Consider the following 20,280-nt stretch of genomic DNA (forward strand, 5'->3'; position numbering starts at 1 on the left):
TTATTTCTGCCTTGGTTTTTTTTGATTTCCCTCATCTAAACCTGATATTTGTCACATAAATACTTTAATGCACCAATAAATAAGGTGAAAATTAGTCATTAATGCTAATTGTGGTGTGTATTACCCATATTAATGTTTAGTGCTACGCTTAATTACTTGTTGAATCTTTGTCTGACAGGCAATGCCCTATATTCGCTAGCTAATTTATCAAAGGATGATTCATGTCTAAACGTCTATGGCTCCGAAATACCTTGCTGACAGCCGCTTTATTAAGTGCTTTTTCTGTTCCAGTGAGTGCCACAACTCACACACTACAATTGGCTATCGGTGATGAGCCGACCGAAGGTTTTGACCCCATGCTCGGCTGGAGCCATGGGAGTTATCTGCTGCTGCATAGCCCTTTACTCAAACAAAATGAAGATCTCAGCTGGAATAGTTTTTTGCTGAATGACTATAAAACCAGCAATGACGGCAAAACCTGGACTCTGACACTTAAACCTGACCTCAAATTCTCCGACGGTTCACCTCTGACAGCCAAAGATGTGGTGTTTACTTACAACAATGCGGCGGCCAGCGGCGGCAAAGTTGATATGGGTAACTTCCTTGGCGCAGAAGAAATTGACCCTGTTAATGTTCGTATTCAACTGAAAGCGCCACAAAGCACTTTTGTGAATGTTTTGGGTTCACTGGGTATTGTTTCAGCGGATAAATACGACGCAAAAACCTATGCACAAAAGCCTATTGGTGCTGGCCCCTACCGCCTAGTGAGCTTCCAGCCGGGCCAACAAATGATTGTCGAAGCGAACCCTTACTATTCGGGTAATAAAAATGATTTCGATAAGCTAATTTTTGTTTTCCTTGATGAAGACAGTGCTTTTGCAGCAGCCCAAAGTGGGCAGTTAGGTGTCGTCCGTATTCCTCCATCCATGGCGGTTGGCCCGGTTAATAATATGAAGTTATGGGTCAGGCCAAGTGTAGAAAACCGCGGCATCGTATTCCCGACCCTTCCGGCAGGTAAAAAGGATGCACAGGGTTACCCGATTGGGAATGATGTCACTGCGGATGTCGCGATTCGCCGTGCCATTAACTATACCATCAACCGCCAACTGTTGGCCGACCAAATCATGGAGGGTCATGCAATCCCCGCCTATACCGGCGTGCAGGGTTTGCCATGGAATAATCCGGATTCTGCCATCAAAGATGGTGATATTGAAACAGCCAAACAGATATTGGAGCAAGCTGGCTGGACGCTAAACAGTGCGGGTATCAGAGAGAAAAATGGCGTCCCGGCCAAAATCACACTTTGGTATACCAGCGGGGACACCACTCGCCGCGACTTAGCGCAGGCGATACGTTCCATGCTCAAACCTATCGGTATTGAGGTTGATTTGAAATCCGGTAGTTGGGAAACCGTAGAGCGGAATATGCATGCCAATCCTACCCTGTTTGGTTGGGGAAGCCTCGACCCGATGGAGCTTTATCATCATTACAGCAGCAAAGCGGCGGGTGTGGAATATTATAATCCTGGCTACTATCAGAACCCGGTAGTGGATAAACATCTGCAACAAGCGCTGGATGCCCCAACCTGGCAGCAAGCCGTGCCGTTCTGGCAACAAGTGGATTGGGATGGGACGACCGGTACCGGTATTCGTGGCGATGCGGCATGGGCATGGTTACTGAATATTCAGCATACTTATCTGGCGAATAAATGTGTCGATTTAGGTAAGGGAGCGCCGGAAATCCACGGCTCGTGGTCGCTGCTCAATAGCCTTGATAGCTGGAAATGGACTTGTCAGTAATGAAAGGGTTTTCGCTATTTACTCTGCGTTTAGCTTGCCTGCTGCTGGTTACGGCAGTCGGCACCTTTACGTTACTGAGTTTCTCCCCAGTTGACCCAATCCGCGCCTATATTGGTAGTGATTTGCTGCATGTTCCACCGGAGCAGTATCCACTGATTGCTGCACGTTGGGGGCTGGATTTACCTTTGTGGCAGCGTTTCCTGCACTGGTTTACTCAAGTATTACAAGGGGATTTTGGTTATTCGATGTTGTACAACGCGCCGGTTTCACAAGTCATCGGCGAGCGTTTTGCTACCTCGTTTGCATTGCTATTCTCGGCTTGGTTATTCTCTGGCATTGTCGGGCTATTGATGGGGCTGACGGCGGGGCGCTACCTTAACCGCTGGCCGGATCGTGTGATTTCTAGTTTGTCCTATTTATTAGCGTCATTACCCACTTTTTGGATTGGTTTATTACTGTTGTCATTATTTGCAGTAAAACTGAATTGGGCGCCCATTTGCTGTGCATGGACCCCTGGGAGTAACGCGGAAACCGCCAGTTGGAGTGACAAACTGCACCATCTAATTCTGCCGATGTTGGCCTTAGGATTGTTGGGGGTTGGTAATATTGCGCTACATACCCGCGCCAAAGTGGCCGAAGTGATGAACAGTGAATTTATCCGCTATGCACAAGCGCAAGGGGATAAAGGCTGGCCCTTAGTCAATTTCCATATTTTGCGCCATGCCATTACCCCGGCGCTGTGTCTGCAATTTGCCTCGGTAGGTGAATTATTGGGCGGTTCTTTATTAGCAGAAAAAGTCTTTGCCTACCCAGGGTTAGGGCAGGCGACCATTGATGCCGGGTTACACGGCGATATTCCGTTATTGATGGGGATTGTCATGTTTTGCGCCATCTTGGTCTTTTGTGGGAACAGTATTGCCAATGTGCTGTTACACCGCTTGAATAGAGGGGCTGCGCGGCAATTATGACTTATAACCCAAATCGAGCTTTATTTCGGCTTTTTGTTTCATTAGCGCTATTAACCATTTTAATTATCTATGGCTGGGCGATATACCCTATTGAAATCCCAATGGATTTAATGGCCCGCCGCCAACCGCCGTCATTGGCCTATTGGTTTGGAACTGACAGCTTAGGCCGTGACCTGTGGCTGCGCTGTTTTCAGGGAATGACCACTAGCCTGCAAATTGGCTTGATTGCTGCCTTTGCCAGTGGCTTGTTGGCGATGATTACTGCCAGTTTATGTTCAATAAATAAAACATTGGATTATCTGATTCGTGGGTTGGTTGACAGTATGTTGGCCCTGCCGCATTTACTGTTATTGGTGCTGATTTGCTTCACTTTAGGGGGAGGGAAGCACGGCGTTATTTTGGCGGTGGCATTAACCCACTGGCCGAAACTGGCCTTGATTTTGCGCGCCGAGATTTTGCGTATTCGTGAAACTGACTATGTAATGCTTTCACATCGTTTAGGTAACAGTAATTTCTACCGTTGGCGTCATCATCTGCTACCGTTATTACTGCCACAGTGGATTGTTGGCACGCTGCTGATGTTCCCCCATGCAGTGTTACACAGCGCGGCACTCAGTTTCTTGGGGTTTGGGTTGTCACCTCATGAGCCGTCGTTGGGGATTTTATTGGCCGATGCACTTCGTTATTTGAGCCGTGGTGCATGGTGGCTAGCATTTTTCCCAGGTCTGATTTTGGTCGGGTTGGTATTGATATTTGACCAGTTTGCCCGATCACTGCAACAACTCTGGGTGAGGATAGCCTGATGTTGAGATTTTCAAAATTTGCCATTGATGTTGCTCATTATCGTTGGCTTGGTCGAAAAAGCTGGCACCCTTTACTGAGTAATATTTCTTTGGAGGTGAACCCTGGGGAGTTAGTCGCGCTTGTCGGCGGCAGTGGTGAGGGTAAAAGTCTGCTCTTGCAAAGTGCGCTGGGGTTGTTGCCAGAAAACATGCGTTGCCGTGGCGAGATTATTCTGGATGGCGACGTTTTGTGCGCGCAAGACAAAATTGAGCGGCGCGGCAAAACATTATGTTATGTCCCTCAAGGGGTTAGTGCTTTGAACCCCCTGATAAAAGTGGGGTCGCAAATGACCCGTGCAGCACAACTCAGTGGCGTAAAACTGCGGCTGGAAGATGTCGCGATGCAACTACAAACCTATAATCTCGCACCGGGGTTGATACATGACTTTCCGCGCCAACTTTCTGGCGGCATGGCAAAACGGGTACTGACCAGTTGTGCAACCCTGACCCATGCTCGCTATATTCTGGCTGATGAAGTGACTTCATGGTTGGATGATGAGCACGCCTGCCAACTACTGACCCATTTGCGCGCTTTTTGCCAGCAAGGGCGGGGGATTTTATGGGTCACTCATGATTTGGCGCTGGCAGCGCGGTTTGCCGATAAAATTGCGGTGTTACATAAAGGTGAATTGCACGAAACATTGAGTGCCGATGAGCTGAAAAATAACGGCGGTAGCCCGTGGTTGCAATCACTATGGGCGGCATTGCCGGAGCAGCAATTTGTCAGCCAGCCGATATCGCCAGTGGAGGTGGCAGAATATGTTTAGTGTCGACCACCTGACTATTGATCAAGGGGGAAAACGGCTGTGGGATTCGGTCTCATTTTCGTTGAAACCGGGAGAGCGATTGGGGATTTCAGCACCCAGTGGTTTTGGTAAAACCACCTTGGGGCGGGTGTTGGCACAATGGCAATCGGCAATATCAGGGCAAATTTTAATCAATGGCGCGCCACTGGCTAAAAAGGGTTATTGCCCTGTTCAATTAGTACCTCAGCATCCTGAACAAAGCTTCAATCCTTATCGGACAACAGGTGAGAGTTTGCATGATGCCTGGCGGCCTGATGCACAGTGGCTTGAGCGAATGGTGGTTAATCCGGTTTGGCTAAAACGGCGGCCTGATGAATTATCTGGCGGGGAATTAGCCCGCATTGCCCTGTTGAGAGCTTTGGATCCCCGAACCCGTTATTTGATTGCCGATGAAGTCACCGCGCAATTAGATGCCCATGTTCAAGCACAAATTTGGCTAGTTTTATTGGAGGAGGCCGCCCGCCGCCCGTTAGGATTAATTGTTTTCAGCCACAATAAATCCCTATTGGAGAAAGTCTGCTCACGTATATGGATACCTGAAAGAGAGCATGAAAAACCGCCTTATTCGCGGCCAGAGCTAAATCCTCATCTCGGTTTGTCCATGATAAAAACAGGCTGAATTCGGTGATCATTAATGGGAGGTAAATAAAAAATCTACAATAAAGTAATAATGGTTGACTGAATAAGTAGTTTTTATAGACATAAAATTAAAAATATCTTGACTAGGGTCATGTTATTTTTAAATAGTTAAAACTGTTATCTGCCAGATAGGAGGAGTAACTGTTAACATAGCGGATGGATAAGGTTTTATCATTGAGATGATGTGCCGGTAAATATTCATTTGTAATGAGTGTAAACTTAATTCCAGAGTATTTCTAATGTTGGGGTGTGTTTTTATACATCATTTTACAAGGTTGATATTCCTTGTGATTTATCCTGCTTGCTTTTTATCCTAAATATTTTTTTAGCATAAACCCTCTATTTAAATTCCATGAAAACTTCATTCGCGACAAATATAAACTAATAGAAAATTTAATATATCATATTGATTTTATACGGTTATTTTTTTTCTTTGTGTTTTACACGTCAATTTTTATTAAATTTTCAATTAGTAATGAATTTTTCAGGTTTTGGTCTATATTGGTTAGAGATGATTTTTTTATAGCAAAATATTGATTTATAGACATCTCTGCTACAAAAAAATAGACCGAAACTAGGTGTTGAATACAGGGATTTAGTAGCTATGACATTAGCTATAGAACGCAAACGATTAATCGATTTTCCTCTGTATCTTTCACTATGGATAAAGGCAGTTATTCTTTTCTGTTTTAGTAAAAAATTATTAATGAACACTCTTTTACTATTGATTGAGATAACTAAAAGCGGTAAAAAACACCTATCCGAACAAATCATCATACAAATAAATCTGACGGGATAACCCGACTAACACAGTTGTGATTCTCAACTGTGCCACTGCGGTTATTGGTCGTCTTCAGTTGGTTGTTTTTCTCACTTTCACTTTTTTAACACGATACAGGAGGGCTTATGCAGCTCACCCCAAGAGAAGTTGAAAAGCTCATGATCTACACGCTGTCTGATGTGGCGTTCAAACGCAAAGCGCGTGGCTTGAAACTCAATTATCCGGAGGCCGTTTCTATTATCACAGTGACTGCAATGGAAGGGGCCAGAGATGGCAAATCTGTAGAAGATGTGATGAAAGAAGCCAGTAAAGTTCTCACAAAAGACGATGTGATGGACGGCGTGGCTGATTTGATTCCAAATGTTCAGGTTGAAGCAATTTTCACCGACGGTAGCCGTTTGGTCACGGTGCACGACCCCATTAAATGAATGACGGCAGCATGCGAGTAAAACCTGAACTGAACATTGCAGAGGATTAAAGCATGAGCACAAAAACAAATACCACAAAGGCAAGTACCGCAAAGGCAACGAGCACAAAGACGAACAGAGGAACGAAATCAAGTACCGCTTATTCAGAACAAAATACCCCGCTCGGTGGCTGCATTTTAGCTGATACGCCGATCACCTTTAATGAGAATAAGCCTGTTACTAAAGTGAAGGTCCGTAACACTGGTGACCGGCCAATCCAAATTGGCTCACATTTCCACTTTTTTGAAGTTAACCGCGCTCTGGAGTTTGACCGTGCTGCGGCTTACGGAAAAAGACTGAATATCTCTTCAACAACTGCAATCCGTTTTGAACCCGGTGATGAAACCGAAGTTCCGCTGATCCCTTTCGGTGGCAAGCAAACACTGTATGGCTTTAATAACCTGGTGGATGGTTGGACCGGTGAGGGCGTGGTGCCTAATAGCGAACGCCCGGATAAGCTCGAAGCTATCCGCCGCGCGGCTGAGCGCGGTTTCAAATCGTCTAAATGACACTTTATTTCAATAAAAATCATCGAAATTCGCATACGTGTATTTAGTTATAAAACTATTTAGCTAACAACTACACGCACCGGAAAAGGAGCGACAGATGCCTCAAATTTCTCGGCAAGAATACGCGGGTCTATTTGGCCCAACGACGGGCGATAAAATCCGTTTGGGTGATACCAATCTGTTTATCGAAATCGAAAAAGACCTACGTGGATATGGTGAAGAGTCAGTTTACGGCGGGGGTAAGTCATTACGCGATGGGATGGGTGCCAATAACCATCTAACCCGTGATAATGGCGTACTGGATTTAGTGATAACCAACGTCACTATTGTTGATGCCCGCTTAGGGGTGATTAAAGCTGACGTTGGCATCCGTGATGGCAAAATTGCCGGGATAGGTAAAAGCGGCAACCCAGGCGTGATGGATGGCGTGACACCTGGCATGGTGGTGGGCGTCAGCACTGATGCTATTTCCGGTGAACATTTGATTCTGACCGCCGCGGGTATTGATAGTCACATTCACTTAATCTCTCCGCAGCAGGCTTACCATGCGCTATCTAATGGCGTGGCGACTTTCTTCGGCGGGGGTATTGGCCCAACCGATGGTACCAATGGGACGACGGTAACACCTGGCCCGTGGAACATCCGCCAGATGCTGCGCTCGGTCGAAGGCCTTCCTGTCAACATCGGTATTCTGGGTAAAGGTAATTCTTACGGCCGTGGCCCATTGATAGAACAGGCGATCGCCGGTGTTGTCGGCTATAAAGTCCACGAAGACTGGGGTGCGACAGCCAATGCGATCCGACATTCATTGCGGATGGCAGATGAGATGGATATTCAGGTTTCGGTACATACCGATAGCCTGAATGAATGTGGTTATGTTGAAGATACCATTGATGCATTCGAAGGCCGCACAATCCATACCTTCCATACTGAAGGTGCGGGTGGGGGCCATGCGCCGGATATCATTCGCGTCGCCAGCCAGCCTAACGTACTGCCAAGTTCGACTAACCCAACCCTGCCGTATGGGGTTAATAGTCAAGCCGAACTGTTCGACATGATTATGGTGTGTCATAACCTTAACCCGAATGTGCCCGCGGACGTCTCCTTCGCCGAAAGCCGTGTGCGCCCGGAAACCATCGCGGCAGAAAACGTCCTGCACGATATGGGGGTTATCTCCATGTTCTCCAGTGACTCACAAGCCATGGGGCGTGTTGGGGAAAACTGGTTGCGTGTCATGCAAACCGCTAACGCGATGAAAGCATCTCGCGGCAAATTGCCAGAAGATGCGCCGGGCAACGATAATTTCCGCGTCCTGCGTTATGTGGCAAAAATCACTATTAACCCGGCGATTGCGCAAGGTGTTAGCCATGTCATCGGCTCTGTTGAAGTGGGCAAAATGGCCGACCTGGTGCTGTGGGACCCACGTTTCTTCGGCGCTAAACCTAAAATGGTTATCAAAGGTGGCATGATCAACTGGGCGGCGATGGGTGACCCGAACGCATCATTGCCGACGCCACAACCGGTATTCTACCGTCCAATGTTTGGTGCCATGGGTAAAACCATGCAAGACACTTGCGTCACCTTCGTTTCTCAGGCTGCACTGGATGACGGTGTGAAAGAGAAAGCTGGGCTGGATCGTCAGGTTATAGCGGTTAAAAACTGCCGTACCATTTCTAAACATGACTTGGTGCGTAATGACCAAACACCAAACATTGAAGTGGACCCTGAAACCTTTGCGGTGAAAGTGAACGGCGTACATGCCACCTGTGAGCCAATTGAGACCGCGTCAATGAACCAACGCTACTTCTTTGGTTAATGAAAGCTTTGGTTAGTAAAAGCTTTGGCTAACGGATGAGTCTGGATGTAAATCCAGTTCTTAAGTATTCAGCTTGCCCAGGGTAAGTGTCATCTGGCTCAAGGATGGGCCGCGAAAATGGCTGGGATGAGTGGCACATAAACGGATTTTATTACTTTGGGCAACTGGCTTTTGCCAAAAATACAGGCAAGGAGTCAATAACATGATTTTGATAGAGCACATTCTTGGCAATGTGAAAAAAGATCCGATTTGGCAAGAGAAGCTCAAAGACGCCACTTTTGATCTCTTGGTTTTGGATCAACGGGAAGCACAAAAAAGCCGCTGCCGTAAACTCAGCACTCAGGGATTAGATCTCGGTATTTCGCTCGATCGACACGTCGTCCTTGCTGATGGCGATGTGCTGGCATGGGATGAAAAAAACCGTGTCGCCGTAGTGGTGCAAATCAATTTGCGCGATGTCATGGTGATTGACTTGAGTGAACTGAAAAGTCGTTCTCCAGATGAACTGATTAAAACCTGTTTTGAGCTGGGGCATGCACTGGGTAACCAGCACTGGAAAGCGGTAACGAAACATAATGAAGTTTATGTGCCTCTGACGGTAGCCACCACTATGATGGATTCCGTGATGAGAACCCATGGCTTCCAGCATTTACCTTTCCGTTTTGTTAAGGGGGCAGAAATTCTGCCGCTGCTCAGTAATTCTGAAGCGCGCCTGCTATTTGGCGGGGCTGAAGATACCGATACTCATGTTCATGTCGCCAGTCCTTTGGATGAACCCCATGGTTCCGGCTTACATATTCACGCGATTCATTCCCACGGCGATGGGCATTCACATGACCATGACCACAGTCATAGCCACGGCGATCATGACCACGACCATAAACACTGATTCACGCAGGGAGGCACCGCAATGAATGCATCAGACCTCATTCGTATCATGCAATTTGGTGATTCCGTTCTGCCGGTCGGGGCCTTTACGTTTTCCAATGGTGTGGAATCTGCCATTCAAACAGGCGTCGTGCATGACGTGCAGACGTTAAAAGGCTTTGTTTTGACGGCGCTAAAGCAGGCTGCCAGCTGTGATGGAATGGGGGTTGTTGTTGCCCACCGAGCAGTGGTAGCCGACTCTCGTGACGATATTATCCGTGCTGATTGGGCCGTGCATAACCGTAAATTAAATGAAGAAAGCCGCTTGATGGCAACCCGTATGGGGAAAAAGCTGGCGGAGATGTCAATCCACGTGGTGGAGCATCCGCTGATCAGCTGGTGGCTGGAGCAGATAAAAAGTGGCAATACCGCAGGGACTTATCCGGTCACTCAGGCGGTAGTCATGGCAGCACAGGGGATAGGGCAGCGCGAAGTGGTGGTAATGCATCAATATGGCGTGGCGATGACGATATTAAGTGCGGCCATGCGGTTGATGCGCGTAACCCATTTCGACACACAACATATCTTGTTTGAATTGAACCACGACATTGAGAAGTTCTGTGATATCGCCGAAATTGGCGATATTAACCAGATGTCTTCTTATGTCCCTATTGTGGATGTTCTGGCGGCGGTACACGTGAAAGCGCACGTCCGCTTATTTAGTAACTGATCGGGCATTCAGTGACCGATAAAAATGAATTCTGAGTGCTGGGTTTTTTCTGCTAACCGAGTACAGAGCCAAAAACAGATTAAATTGAGAGGATGACCCCGTGAATAGCCATTCAACCGATAAACGCAAAAAGATTACCCGCATTGGTATTGGTGGCCCGGTAGGTTCAGGTAAAACCGCCATTATCGAAGTTATTACCCCGATTCTGATCAAACGGGGCATTAAGCCACTGATCATTACCAATGACATTGTCACCACCGAGGATGCCAAACAGGTAAAACGCACCCTGAAAGGCATTCTGGATGAAGAAAAGATCCTTGGCGTTGAAACTGGTGCCTGCCCGCATACTGCGGTGCGTGAAGACCCAAGCATGAATATTGCTGCGGTGGAGGAGATGGAAGAGCGCTTCCCTGACAGTGACTTGATTATGATTGAAAGTGGCGGTGACAACCTTACGCTAACCTTCAGCCCGGCACTGGCAGACTTCTATATCTATGTTATTGATGTGGCGGAAGGGGAAAAAATTCCGCGTAAAAATGGCCCGGGCTTGGTTCAGGCGGACATTCTGGTTATCAACAAAATTGACCTCGCCCCTTATGTTGGTGCCAGTCTGGATGTGATGGAAAGTGATACCAAAGTGGTTCGCGGCGAGCGCCCTTATATTCTGACCAACTGCAAAACGGGTCAGGGCATTGAAGAGCTGGTGGATATGATTATGCGCGATTTCTTGTTTACTCACGTACAGCCGCAAGGAGAGCATGCATGACATCGCAGAGCCAGAATATCGTGGAAACTCCTTCACGGGTTCGCGCTCACGCATTAGGTGTTAACGCGCCGGAATTAGCGGAATATCAAGATGAACCGGCGCAAATGCGTAGCGGGGCCGTAGGGAAAAGTGGCTATCTCAAGCTGAGATTTGCCAAACGTGAGCATCGCAGTATTTTGGCAGAAATGGAGCGGCGGGTGCCGTCGATGGTGCAAAAAGCGCTGTATTGGGATGAAGAAATGCCAGAATTGCCGTGTGTCACTATGATTTCGACCTCAGGGTGCATTTTACAAGGGGACCGGCTGGCCACTGATGTGATTGTGGAGGCGGGGGCTTGTGCCCATGTCACCACACAGTCGGCGACTAAAGTCCACATGATGAATGCGAACTATGCATCGCAGATACAAAATTTTACTGTAGAAGAAGGCGGCTATCTGGAATTTATGCCGGACCCGCTTATTCCACACCGTAATTCGCGCTTTATTACCGACACCACCATTAATATTCATCCTACGGCGACTGCGATTTATTCGGAAGTGCTGATGTCTGGGCGTAAATATCACCATGCGGACGAACGCTTTGGTTTTGATGTTTATTCATCCCGAGTGGCGGCACACGTTTTTTTGGGTAAAGAACTGCCAGCGGGTAAAGAGCTATTTGTAGAAAAATATGTGCTGGAACCAAAGTCAGAAAGCCTGGATGCCATCGGAGTTATGCAATCCTTTGATGCGTTTGGCAATGTGATTTTATTAACGCCCAAAGAGCATCACGATCGAATTCTGGCGAGAGTACCGGCCCATTTTGATATGAAAGGCGGCATTGCCAGTGGGGCGACGCGTCTACCGAATGATTGTGGTCTGGTGTTTAAAGCACTGGGTATCGACAGTGCTGGCGTTAAGAATGAAATCCGTGAGTTCTGGAAAATAGCTCGAGAGGAAATTCTCGGTATTACATTGCCAGAAAAATTCTTGTGGCGCTAAGAGCTTAGGCCGAGTCATCGGCCTCATGCATTTACAGCTTCAAGTCAGAAGGGTAAAAATAATGAATGCAAAAACAGGTCACCAATCCGGTTGGGCACAACTGAGTGCTTCGAATGTTTTCATTGAATTTATCGATACAACGTTGCGCGGCTGTGCTCAAGTCATGTTCCAGAATAACCCACTCACTGGGCTATTCTTTTTTATTGCCATATTTGTCGGAGCCTATGGCGAAGGAAACCCTGCTGTAGCCTATGGCTGTGTATTGGGTACTGTGGTTGCCACACTTACGGGGTTAACCATGCGGGACCGTAAATCGTGGCGCTCAGGATTATACGGTTATAACGGCTGTCTGGTAGGGGCGGCACTGCCGACATTCTTGGTCGTCACGCCGGTTGTCTGGGCCTGTATTGTTTTGGGCAGTATTGTGTCGGTCATTGTCATGGTTTGTATCGCCGATATTTTAAAAACCTGGAAAGTTGCAGCATTAACCGCACCTTTTGTTCTAACCACTTGGATGATATTGCTGGCCAGCTACGCCTTTTCCGGTCTGCAAAGTAGTGGATTACCAGCACCAGCACTGCCCCATCAATTGATGTTAGAGACCAGCGCGGCGGCTGGTGGCAATATTTTCGTCAGCATGTTTAATGGTGTTTCGCAGGTATTTCTATTCAGTAGTTTAATTGGCGGCATTCTTTTTATCATTGGGCTGGCGGTGGAATCACTGTGGGCGGCAGTTTTTGCCCTTGGTGGCTCGCTATTGGCACTTTTTACCGCCATATTCCTCGGGGCAAATCCCAGCAGTATTGATGTCGGACTTTATGCATTCAGTGCGGTACTGACAGCGATTGCCTTAGGTTCGACATTTAATAAACCGAGCTGGCGTGTTTTGGCTTATACCATCGTCGGCGTTATTTTTACGGTTATCGTACAGGGTGCGCTAAATATCTTCCTGGCCCCGGTGGGTATTCCTACGTTGACCATGCCTTTTGTTCTCGCTTCATGGTTATTCCTGGTCCCTAATAAAGAAGTGATGCCAGCACATAGACAATAGTGATTTTATTCTGGAGTACTAACATGACGACTGGGATAGAGAAACGGAGTGCTTTTGGCAATCAGCAAACTAAACGCCGCGCCATTTATTTATTAATTGGCTTACTGATGATCAATGGGCTGGCGTGGGTTTGGGCTTTTACTGAATTTAATGATAATGCGGTGTTGATGGGGATGGCATTTCTGGCCTATAGCTTTGGTTTGCGTCATGCCGTCGATGCTGATCATATTGCTGCCATTGATAACGTAACCCGTAAACTGATGCAACAGGGGAAGACTCCGATTGCGGTGGGAACATTTTTCTCCCTCGGCCATTCGACCATTGTTATATTAGCATCACTCGCCATCGCTGCGACCGCGATGGCATTTAAAAACAATATGGCGTGGTTCCACGAAACCGGTGGTTTAATTGGTACACTCGTTTCCTCTCTGTTTTTATTGTTATTTGGTTTTCTTAATTTAACTATTCTGATTTCAGTCTATAAAAAATTTAAACAGGTCAAAGCAGGGCATGTTTATAAAGATGAAGAACTTGACCTGTTGGTCACCAATAATGGAGGGTTCCTGGCCAGAGTATTCAAACGTGTATTTAACATGGTGAATAAAAGTTGGCATATGTATCCCGTTGGTTTTTTATTCGGTTTAGGGTTTGATACCGCCACTGAAATTGGGGTTTTAGGGATTTCAGCCGCCAGTGCAACTCATGGTATGAATTTATGGTCAATTATGATTTTCCCTGTTTTATTTGCTTCTGGGATGGCCTTGATCGATTCACTTGATAATTTTGTCATGATTGGTGCTTATGGTTGGGCTTTCTCTAAACCTGTGCGGAAATTGTATTACAACATTACCATCACGGCAGCTTCAGTGATCATTGCATTCTTCATTGGTGGGATTGAAGCATTAGGACTTATTGCAGATAAACTTAATTTAACCGGTGGGATATGGACACCAATAAATAATATCAGTGAAAACTTAGGCGAGATAGGTTACTGGATTATTGGGATGTTTATATTGTGTTGGATTGTTTCTGCAGTTAATTACTATATTCGCGGTTATGATAAATTAAGTATTACTCGGTAGTTATAATTTAATAAAAAGGCGCTTATCAAGCGCCTTTTTTATAAGAAATGACACTTACAATTTACATGTGTTTTTTAGCAAAACCTAAAATATCCTGTTTAATTTCAGAGAGTTTACTTTCAGGTGCCTTCTTACAAACTTCGACTACTTTCGGTGTCACGATAGTATCAGTCTCATGCAAATCAACATAATCACCTTTCTTATATTGAGTATCATCATTTAATACCCAATAAACCACAGGAGTAAATGACTTAGGATTCAGATCCAGGAATTCTTTGCAGGTCATATCACTCGGGGTAGTCGCTGTTGCGCTAGTGGTCGCTGCAAAGCTGGCTGCGGCAGCGGAAAGTAATAAACCAGTCAATGCAATATTACGAAGTGATTTGTAGGACATGCTTATTTCCTTATTTATCTGTTAAATATGATTAAATATTTAAGACACTTAAATTAAGGGTGATGGATATCACTCAAGTCTACGAACTTCGGTATATCTGATATGCCGAGGAACTCTTATATTATTAACCAAAACAGTATTAATGCCAACTGTGGATTTATTATTTTACTCATTATTTAGTATAAATAACTTTACAGAATGTAACATAAGCTGTGTGGTGAAACTATTTATGGTGATGACCGAACAATCATTTGATTTTTGTCAAAAATAATCATATTTGACCATGATTTTTATCATTTTTTATCTATACTTAATTTACCTATAACAATTTTAGTCACTTTATTGATGAAGATACTACAGGAAATTAAGACTAAGGTGTCGATACCACTTTTGTTGGCCATTTTAGTGGCCATTAATGGGTATCTGGTGTTAAGCCCCGTGCTTTTCCGGGCGTTCTCTCATTCAACAGAGGCGATAAACAATTTCAGCACTTGGAAAGAGGCATTAAGTTTTCTTGAATTATTTGAAATTCCGAGATTTATGATCGGTCTGTTATTGATATTGATGTCATTTTCCGTCGCGATGAAAATCCGTACGGCATGGTTTCTCACGGTATTATTGTTGTTTACTATTGTTGCTATCAATATCTTTATTCTGAAAGATCAGAATAAATTGACGACTTATTCCCTTATTGTTGTTGTCGCTTTACTATTTTATTGGCGTGAGTTTGATCATTACAGTCTCGGAAGTGCAACATTCTTTGCGATCGCGAGTATTTGTTCATTAATCGTCTATAGCATGTTGGGTACACTCTACATGGGCGATGAGTTCGCACCGGCAGTGACCGATTTACCCACTGCGTTCTATTTCGCGATTGTTTGTATGTCAACAGTGGGCTTCGGGGATATTATTCCACATACCACTGTAGCGAGAATGTTCACACTCACGGTGATTATTGCTGGTATTACTGTCTTTGCGGCTTCGATTGCTTCGATTGCCGGCCCGATAATCAGTAATAATATTAAACGCATAGTTAAAGGTAGGATTTATCACGTGGAACGTAAAAATCATTTTATTATTGTCGGTTCCAATTCTTTGGCACTCAATGTCTATAATGGGCTGCGTGACCGGGGTGATGATGTCACTGTTGTTTGCCCAGTTGGCAGCCAACACAATTTTCCTCCACATGCAGATATTATCGAGGGAGATCCCTCTTCGGTAGAAACACTGAAACTGGCGGGGGCCGCCAAGGCAAAATATATTATTGCATTGTGCAACAATGATGCCGACAACACCTTTACTATTCTCGCGGCAAAAGAAATTGCTGGTGAGGGGACGAAAACATTGGCGTTAGTCAATGAAACACAGAATATGCAGAAAGTGAAACGGGTTAATCCTGATATGGTGTTCTCACTGCCATTATTAGGCAGTGAGTTGCTGGTCAGAACCTTAAATGGCGATACAATCAATAACTCCCTCATTGCCGAAATGTTCTTTGGTAATTGCCAGAAATTAGATTAAATCTATTGGGTTATCAGATGTATAAAAACACCCTCATCATGAGGGTGTTTTTATGCCTGGTAGATATTCTCCCTGTATCCTATTATTCCATGGCAGTTTGTGGATCTTTAGGTTTATCTTTAGGGCCGACCATTAAACCCAATTCGACAGCAATAAAACCGACAATCAAGCTGGCAACTAAATAACAGATTGAAACTAAAATGCCACTCGGGGTTTTCATCATTTCGACAGCACCAAATACGAAACTGGAAAATGTCGACAAGCCGCCCATGATACCGGTACCCACCATCAAGTGTACATATTGGTTAATTTTACCGTTTTTAAAGAAAGAGGTAGCTAACCCTAATAAAAATGCGGCGATGATATTGGCGACAAAGATATCCATCGGGAAGCCATCTGCCAACCGTGGTACGGACAGCATGATAAATTCACGACACATAGCACCAAAAGCACCCCCGATAAACACTAAAATAATAAGATTTGGCATAATCATTCTCTCCGATTAATAAGCCAACCATGCACCCAATGCGGCCGCAGCTAAACCGAATAATACAGAAATAATCAGATATCCAGCAGCAATGGCTCTGCCCCGGGTTGTCGATAGTTTTGCCGCATCTAATTGCATGCTACTAAAGGTGGTATAGCCGCCTAAAATACCAGTTAACACCGCCGCATTAATTAAATCGCCATAGCGATCGCGCCAGTCGACACTAAAAAGAATGCTTAGATAGCCAATCACAAATGCACCCGAAATATTAATTAGAAAAGTGCCGAGGGGAAAATTCCCTTTGTATATTTTCCCAACACCTAGCCCGATCCACCATCGTAATAGCGAGCCGATCCCTCCACCTAGCCCAACCCACATTACATCGATTGCAGTCATAAAAAGCCCTCCATCGTTATTTACTAGAGTGGTAATAATAGTAGTACAAATAGACGCTGCGAGTATTCGGATATATGAATTATAAGGTGAGAATTTATGCAGATAGAGGGAGGTGCTTGCAGTGACAAGGGATAGTATTAAAATAGGAATGCTGTTTCAAAAAAATACAATAAACGGAGATAGAAGCTATCATGCCTTACAACGCAGATCCCTCCCGATACAACCAAATGCAATATCGCTTTTGTGGAAAAAGTGGTTTGCAACTTCCGGCACTGTCACTTGGACTTTGGCATAACTTTAGTTTTAACAATACATTAGAATCGCAGCGGACCTTACTGCGCAAAGCTTTTGACCTGGGAATTACCCACTTCGATTTAGCCAATAACTATGGCCCACCACCGGGGTCAGCAGAACAAAATTTCGGTAAGTTATTGCAAGACGATTTTAAGCCTTATCGTGACGAGCTGATAATCTCGACTAAAGCGGGTTATAACATGTGGCCCGGCCCTTATGGTGCTGGCAGTTCACGAAAATATCTGCTTGCCAGCTTGGACCAAAGCTTAAAACGGATGGGGCTGGATTATGTGGATATTTTTTATTCCCACCGTGTTGATGAAAATACGCCGATGGAAGAAACCGCATCAGCATTAGCTCAGGCGGTACAAAGCGGTAAAGCTTTATATGTCGGGATTTCATCCTATTCATCTGAACGGACTGCCAAAATGGTGGAATTATTGCAGCAATGGAAGATTCCTCTGCTTATCCATCAGCCTTCTTATAACATTCTTAATCGCTGGGTTGAGCAAACGAATTTATTAGATACTTTGGATAAACACGGTGTTGGCTGTATCGCTTTTACACCTTTGGCACAGGGATTATTAACTGGGAAATATCTCAATGGTATCCCGGATGATTCTCGAATGAAGAAAGAGGCTGGCGGCTCGTTGAAAGAAAATATGTTGTCGGAGGAAAATCTGCTCAGCATCAAGCGGTTGAATGAATTAGCTGAACAACGTGGGCAGTCATTGGCGCAAATGGCCTTGAGCTGGCTATTGAAAGATAACCGCGTTACGTCAGTTTTAATTGGTGCCAGCCGTCCAGAACAGCTTGAGGAAAACTGTGCAGCACTCGGTAATTTGAGCTTCAGTGCGGAAGAATTACGTGCTATTGATCAGCATGTTACTGATGGGCGACTTAATTTGTGGCAAGCTTCATCGGATCGCTAATTTGCCACGATAAATTTTGTCAGTGATAATGTGAAAGCCGGAAGATTTTCCGGCTTTTTTAGAGTGAATTTGTTGCTCATAAACTAGTTGTTAGCCGAAAGGCCTACTTTCAGTAACTTACCATCACTCTCATCCGTCAAGAGATAAACATAGCCGTCAGGCCCGATGCGCACATCGCGGATACGTTCGCCGCGATCTCCCAGCAAACGCTCTTCAGCAATCACTTTATCGCCATCCAGTTGTAAGCGAATTAACTCTTTCTGTGCCAATGCGCCGATAAACAGCGAATGTTGCCAGGTCGGGAAACGGGTAGCATTATAAAATGCCATCCCACTGATACCTGGTGATTTTTCCCAGTAATAGGTGGGCTGTTCAGTCCCCTCTATATGGGTACCTTTGGCTTCTGGGATGGGCAAACCTGAATAGTTCATTCCGTGTGTTGCCAATGGCCAACCATAGTTTTTCCCAGCCATAGGGATATTGATTTCATCGCCACCTTTAGGGCCATGCTCATTCTCCCACACCACGCCGGTCCAGGGATTCAGGGCTAACCCCTGCGGATTACGATGACCATAAGACCAGATTTCTGGTCTTGCCGGTGACTGATTGGTGAGGGGATTATCTTTCGGCACCTTACCGTCGAGGGTCAGGCGGACTATTTTACCTTGGTGCAAGCTCAAGTTTTGTGCTGTTAGGCGCTGATTATTTTCACCTAAGGTAATAAAAAGATGGCCTTGTTCATCAAAAGCCAGTTTGCCGCCAAAATGATTGCCGGTTGATAATTTTGGCTGTTGGCGGAAAAAGACAGTGAAGTTTTCAATGGCGGTTCCTTGCGGATTAAGACGGCCATAGCCCACCGCAGTTCCAGCTTTTCCATCCTTCCCTTCTTCCGCGAAGCTGAGGTAAATGCGGCGATCTTGGGCAAATTTCGGTGATAACGCCACTTCCAGTAAGCCGCCTTGCCCCTTGGCATACACCGCAGGCACCCCTTTTAATGGCTCTGACAGGTTTTTTTCTGGTTGCCATAATCTTAATTGCCCGGAACGTTCAGTGATTAAAATGCCCCCGTCATCCGGCAAAAAGGCCAGTGACCAGGGGTGATCCAGCCCATTTTGCAATTCAGTCACTGTCACTGTGGGGGTTGGGGCGGCTAGGGCCGGTAGCGGGATAAATACACTCAATAAGAGTGATTTGAATAATTGTAAACGCAGCCGAGAGGCCAGTGTTTTATTTCCCAATAAGGTCATTACTCACTCCATAAATAGGCAACCACCTGTTAACTTTAGAGTATTAAACAGAAATCGGCTATTTTCGGCCCTAAAAGGATGTGCGTGGAGCGAATGAGTAAGGAAGTAGTGGCGATGAACTTCGCTTCACGAATAAAGCTATCGCGTTGAACCTGGGGTAAAAGTGAGAAGGTTTGGATGAAACAATTATCAAACCAATAAGATTTCCTAATTTAACCTTTTATTGGTTTCAAGAGGTTTTATTGCCGTGCTTTGTTGTTTCATAATCTGCCAATAAAAACTAACCACATGAAATACAAATGAATTAAACTTAATTCGCCGAGCAAAAAAATAATCATTTTGCGATAACCATCACATTGTAATAGCTAAGAAATGTGAAGGCTATCAATGTGAAAAGTCAATTAGAGACGATTATTGTTATGCTTGAATTACTGGATTGTCTGTTAACTCCGTATACTGACGACAACCAGAAACAATGGAGCTGGGCAAGGGGCACGATAAAGTTCAGATAAAGGGAATTCACCATTGCACTGGCATATGAATAACTTGTGTCTTTTGAACCTCAAAAGGTGTTGGGTATGGAAAAGAAAAAAATTTATCTGTTTTGCTCTGCTGGTATGTCTACCTCGCTACTGGTTTCCAAAATGAAAGTGCAAGCAGAGAAGTATGAAGTGCCAGTGACTATCAATGCTTACCCGGAAGCACTGGCCGCGCAGCATGGCACTGAAGCAGATGTGATCCTATTAGGGCCGCAAATAGCTTACATGCTGCCAGAAATCACCAAAATGTTCCCTAACAAACCTGTTGAAGTGATCGATTCTATCTTGTACGGCAAAGTTGATGGTCTAGGGGTATTAAAAGCTGCTGTTGCCGCAATAAAAAAAGCAAAACAATAAGGGGAGCACT

21 protein-coding genes are annotated in these 20,280 nt (G+C 45.3%); 17 read left to right on the top strand and 4 right to left on the bottom strand.

Going from position 1 to position 20,280, the window contains the following annotated elements; translation table 11 throughout:
- Positions 1-221 precede the first annotated feature (221 nt).
- The 14 genes from OVO64_RS17925 to OVO64_RS17990 all read left to right on the top strand — a co-directional run bounded on the left by OVO64_RS17925 (position 222) and on the right by OVO64_RS17990 (position 14,103).
- Positions 222-1,799, top strand: a complete 1,578-nt coding sequence (locus tag OVO64_RS17925; protein WP_038635709.1) for an ABC transporter substrate-binding protein — start codon at positions 222-224, stop codon at positions 1,797-1,799.
- Complete coding sequence (locus OVO64_RS17930; protein WP_072089037.1) at positions 1,799-2,767, top strand: ABC transporter permease; 969 nt, start codon at positions 1,799-1,801, stop codon at positions 2,765-2,767. The genes OVO64_RS17925 and OVO64_RS17930 overlap by 1 nt, the downstream gene beginning before the upstream one ends.
- Positions 2,764-3,570 carry an ABC transporter permease gene (locus tag OVO64_RS17935; protein ID WP_145541353.1) on the top strand — a complete coding sequence of 269 codons (807 nt, stop codon included), beginning with the start codon at positions 2,764-2,766 and terminating at the stop codon, positions 3,568-3,570. Before OVO64_RS17930 ends, OVO64_RS17935 begins: the two co-directional genes overlap by 4 nt.
- On the top strand, positions 3,570-4,376 hold the full coding sequence (locus OVO64_RS17940) for an ATP-binding cassette domain-containing protein (RefSeq protein ID WP_120011134.1): 807 nt from the start codon (positions 3,570-3,572) through the stop codon (positions 4,374-4,376). Before OVO64_RS17935 ends, OVO64_RS17940 begins: the two co-directional genes overlap by 1 nt.
- Complete coding sequence (locus OVO64_RS17945) at positions 4,369-5,034, top strand: ATP-binding cassette domain-containing protein (protein ID WP_038635700.1); 666 nt, start codon at positions 4,369-4,371, stop codon at positions 5,032-5,034. The genes OVO64_RS17940 and OVO64_RS17945 overlap by 8 nt, the downstream gene beginning before the upstream one ends.
- Before the next feature lie 926 nt (positions 5,035-5,960).
- Positions 5,961-6,263, top strand: a complete 303-nt coding sequence (locus tag OVO64_RS17950; protein ID WP_002215288.1) for an urease subunit gamma — start codon at positions 5,961-5,963, stop codon at positions 6,261-6,263.
- Positions 6,264-6,316: 53 nt separating this feature from the next.
- Positions 6,317-6,811 carry an urease subunit beta gene (gene ureB, locus OVO64_RS17955; protein WP_038635694.1) on the top strand — a complete coding sequence of 165 codons (495 nt, stop codon included), beginning with the start codon at positions 6,317-6,319 and terminating at the stop codon, positions 6,809-6,811.
- Positions 6,812-6,908: 97 nt separating this feature from the next.
- Positions 6,909-8,627 carry an urease subunit alpha gene (locus tag OVO64_RS17960; protein WP_038635691.1) on the top strand — a complete coding sequence of 573 codons (1,719 nt, stop codon included), beginning with the start codon at positions 6,909-6,911 and terminating at the stop codon, positions 8,625-8,627.
- 202 nt (positions 8,628-8,829) lie between these two features.
- Positions 8,830-9,516 (top strand): urease accessory protein UreE, encoded by a 687-nt coding sequence (gene ureE, locus OVO64_RS17965; RefSeq protein WP_038635689.1) that lies wholly within the window; start codon positions 8,830-8,832, stop codon positions 9,514-9,516.
- Between the two features lie 21 nt (positions 9,517-9,537).
- Positions 9,538-10,224 carry an urease accessory protein UreF gene (locus OVO64_RS17970; RefSeq protein ID WP_038635686.1) on the top strand — a complete coding sequence of 229 codons (687 nt, stop codon included), beginning with the start codon at positions 9,538-9,540 and terminating at the stop codon, positions 10,222-10,224.
- Between the two features lie 100 nt (positions 10,225-10,324).
- On the top strand, positions 10,325-10,990 hold the full coding sequence (ureG, locus tag OVO64_RS17975; protein ID WP_004390399.1) for an urease accessory protein UreG: 666 nt from the start codon (positions 10,325-10,327) through the stop codon (positions 10,988-10,990).
- Positions 10,987-11,970 carry an urease accessory protein UreD gene (locus OVO64_RS17980; RefSeq protein WP_038635682.1) on the top strand — a complete coding sequence of 328 codons (984 nt, stop codon included), beginning with the start codon at positions 10,987-10,989 and terminating at the stop codon, positions 11,968-11,970. The genes ureG and OVO64_RS17980 overlap by 4 nt, the downstream gene beginning before the upstream one ends.
- Before the next feature lie 61 nt (positions 11,971-12,031).
- The gene (yut, locus tag OVO64_RS17985) at positions 12,032-13,021 is read left to right on the top strand and encodes an urea transporter (RefSeq protein ID WP_038635680.1); all 990 of its coding nucleotides are present in this window, start codon (positions 12,032-12,034) and stop codon (positions 13,019-13,021) included.
- A 23-nt stretch (positions 13,022-13,044) separates the two neighbouring features.
- Positions 13,045-14,103, top strand: a complete 1,059-nt coding sequence (locus OVO64_RS17990) for a HoxN/HupN/NixA family nickel/cobalt transporter (protein WP_267248923.1) — start codon at positions 13,045-13,047, stop codon at positions 14,101-14,103.
- A 61-nt stretch (positions 14,104-14,164) separates the two neighbouring features.
- On the opposite strand, the gene hdeB is transcribed toward OVO64_RS17990, so the two are convergent.
- Positions 14,165-14,497, bottom strand: coding sequence for an acid-activated periplasmic chaperone HdeB (gene hdeB / locus OVO64_RS17995; RefSeq protein WP_038635671.1), 333 nt, complete (start codon positions 14,495-14,497; stop codon positions 14,165-14,167).
- A 345-nt stretch (positions 14,498-14,842) separates the two neighbouring features.
- Between hdeB and kch the strand changes: the two genes are divergently transcribed.
- Complete coding sequence (gene kch / locus OVO64_RS18000) at positions 14,843-16,018, top strand: voltage-gated potassium channel protein (RefSeq protein WP_050291516.1); 1,176 nt, start codon at positions 14,843-14,845, stop codon at positions 16,016-16,018.
- An 82-nt stretch (positions 16,019-16,100) separates the two neighbouring features.
- On the opposite strand, the gene crcB is transcribed toward kch, so the two are convergent.
- Entirely contained in the window at positions 16,101-16,505 is a 405-nt protein-coding gene (gene crcB, locus OVO64_RS18005; RefSeq protein ID WP_038639745.1) for a fluoride efflux transporter CrcB, read from the bottom strand.
- A gap of 15 nt (positions 16,506-16,520) precedes the next feature.
- On the bottom strand, positions 16,521-16,901 hold the full coding sequence (locus OVO64_RS18010) for a fluoride efflux transporter FluC (protein ID WP_038635666.1): 381 nt from the start codon (positions 16,899-16,901) through the stop codon (positions 16,521-16,523).
- 191 nt (positions 16,902-17,092) lie between these two features.
- On the opposite strand from OVO64_RS18010, the gene mgrA reads away from it, so the two are divergent.
- Positions 17,093-18,127 carry an L-glyceraldehyde 3-phosphate reductase gene (gene mgrA / locus OVO64_RS18015; protein ID WP_038635662.1) on the top strand — a complete coding sequence of 345 codons (1,035 nt, stop codon included), beginning with the start codon at positions 17,093-17,095 and terminating at the stop codon, positions 18,125-18,127.
- Between the two features lie 83 nt (positions 18,128-18,210).
- On the opposite strand, the gene OVO64_RS18020 is transcribed toward mgrA, so the two are convergent.
- Positions 18,211-19,374 (bottom strand): PQQ-dependent sugar dehydrogenase, encoded by a 1,164-nt coding sequence (locus tag OVO64_RS18020; protein WP_038635659.1) that lies wholly within the window; start codon positions 19,372-19,374, stop codon positions 18,211-18,213.
- A 578-nt stretch (positions 19,375-19,952) separates the two neighbouring features.
- Between OVO64_RS18020 and OVO64_RS18025 the strand changes: the two genes are divergently transcribed.
- Complete coding sequence (locus OVO64_RS18025) at positions 19,953-20,270, top strand: PTS sugar transporter subunit IIB (RefSeq protein WP_038635656.1); 318 nt, start codon at positions 19,953-19,955, stop codon at positions 20,268-20,270.
- Positions 20,271-20,280 lie beyond the last annotated feature (10 nt).

This window comes from Yersinia sp. Marseille-Q5920 (assembly GCF_946902935.1).
Classification (GTDB): domain Bacteria; phylum Pseudomonadota; class Gammaproteobacteria; order Enterobacterales; family Enterobacteriaceae; genus Yersinia; species Yersinia rochesterensis.

Bases quoted from the DNA above. Each gene is read 5' to 3' on its own strand.
- OVO64_RS17925 (WP_038635709.1), top strand. From the start codon at position 222: ATGTCTAAACGTCTATGGCTCCGAAATACCTTGCTGACAGCCGCTTTA.
- OVO64_RS17930 (WP_072089037.1), top strand. From the start codon at position 1,799: ATGAAAGGGTTTTCGCTATTTACTCTGCGTTTAGCTTGCCTGCTGCTG.
- OVO64_RS17935 (WP_145541353.1), top strand. From the start codon at position 2,764: ATGACTTATAACCCAAATCGAGCTTTATTTCGGCTTTTTGTTTCATTA.
- OVO64_RS17940 (WP_120011134.1), top strand. From the start codon at position 3,570: ATGTTGAGATTTTCAAAATTTGCCATTGATGTTGCTCATTATCGTTGG.
- OVO64_RS17945 (WP_038635700.1), top strand. From the start codon at position 4,369: ATGTTTAGTGTCGACCACCTGACTATTGATCAAGGGGGAAAACGGCTG.
- OVO64_RS17950 (WP_002215288.1), top strand. From the start codon at position 5,961: ATGCAGCTCACCCCAAGAGAAGTTGAAAAGCTCATGATCTACACGCTG.
- ureB (WP_038635694.1), top strand. From the start codon at position 6,317: ATGAGCACAAAAACAAATACCACAAAGGCAAGTACCGCAAAGGCAACG.
- OVO64_RS17960 (WP_038635691.1), top strand. From the start codon at position 6,909: ATGCCTCAAATTTCTCGGCAAGAATACGCGGGTCTATTTGGCCCAACG.
- ureE (WP_038635689.1), top strand. From the start codon at position 8,830: ATGATTTTGATAGAGCACATTCTTGGCAATGTGAAAAAAGATCCGATT.
- OVO64_RS17970 (WP_038635686.1), top strand. From the start codon at position 9,538: ATGAATGCATCAGACCTCATTCGTATCATGCAATTTGGTGATTCCGTT.
- OVO64_RS17980 (WP_038635682.1), top strand. From the start codon at position 10,987: ATGACATCGCAGAGCCAGAATATCGTGGAAACTCCTTCACGGGTTCGC.
- yut (WP_038635680.1), top strand. From the start codon at position 12,032: ATGAATGCAAAAACAGGTCACCAATCCGGTTGGGCACAACTGAGTGCT.
- OVO64_RS17990 (WP_267248923.1), top strand. From the start codon at position 13,045: ATGACGACTGGGATAGAGAAACGGAGTGCTTTTGGCAATCAGCAAACT.
- hdeB (WP_038635671.1), bottom strand. From the start codon at position 14,497: ATGTCCTACAAATCACTTCGTAATATTGCATTGACTGGTTTATTACTT.
- kch (WP_050291516.1), top strand. From the start codon at position 14,843: ATGAAGATACTACAGGAAATTAAGACTAAGGTGTCGATACCACTTTTG.
- crcB (WP_038639745.1), bottom strand. From the start codon at position 16,505: ATGCCAAATCTTATTATTTTAGTGTTTATCGGGGGTGCTTTTGGTGCT.
- OVO64_RS18010 (WP_038635666.1), bottom strand. From the start codon at position 16,901: ATGACTGCAATCGATGTAATGTGGGTTGGGCTAGGTGGAGGGATCGGC.
- mgrA (WP_038635662.1), top strand. From the start codon at position 17,093: ATGCCTTACAACGCAGATCCCTCCCGATACAACCAAATGCAATATCGC.
- OVO64_RS18020 (WP_038635659.1), bottom strand. From the start codon at position 19,374: ATGACCTTATTGGGAAATAAAACACTGGCCTCTCGGCTGCGTTTACAA.
- OVO64_RS18025 (WP_038635656.1), top strand. From the start codon at position 19,953: ATGGAAAAGAAAAAAATTTATCTGTTTTGCTCTGCTGGTATGTCTACC.